We start from the raw sequence: 608 nt of genomic DNA on the forward strand, positions 1-608 counted from the left end.
CGTGATCTTCATGGCCTACTCGGGTCAGATGCGCTGGCGGACCTCGGCCGGTGAGGAGATGGCCGCCCAGCTCGGGGAGGGGTTCACCAAGGACATCACGTCCCATGCGTGGCGTACCGCCCTGGACCCGCACGGGCAGTGGATCCCGTCCGTGCTGCGCGCCGCCGATCAGCGGCTCACGCAGGTGCGGCGCACCGTCCCGGACGCCGGGGCGCTCGTGATCGCCACGGACCACCAGGACGCCAAGGCCTACGCCGAACAGTTGCACGCCATCACGGGGGAGCGGCCCACCGTGGTGCTCTCGGACGACAAGACCGCGTCCAACAAGATCGACGAGTTCTCCGAATCCGACAAGCGCTGGATGATCGCGGTGCGCATGGTCTCCGAGGGCGTGGACGTGCCCCGGTTGGCCGTGGGCGTGTACGCCACGTCCACCTCCACGCCGCTGTTCTTCGCCCAGGCGGTGGGTCGCTTCGTGCGCGCCCGCAAGCGCGGGGAGACCGCGTCCGTGTTCCTGCCCTCGGTGCCCACGCTCATGGCGCTCGCCAACTCCATGGAGGAGGAGCGGGACCACGCGTTGGACAAGCCCAAGAACATGCCAGGGGTCG

Annotated in this window: 1 protein-coding gene; it reads left to right on the top strand. The window is 69.4% G+C overall.

Annotated features, from left to right (window positions below; all coding sequences use genetic code 11):
* Window positions 1–608: DEAD/DEAH box helicase (locus QYM41_RS17660; RefSeq protein WP_368801076.1), on the top strand; the 608-nt coding region annotated here is incomplete at both ends.

Source organism: Kocuria oxytropis, from assembly GCF_040981195.1.
GTDB lineage: Bacteria > Actinomycetota > Actinomycetes > Actinomycetales > Micrococcaceae > Kocuria > Kocuria oxytropis.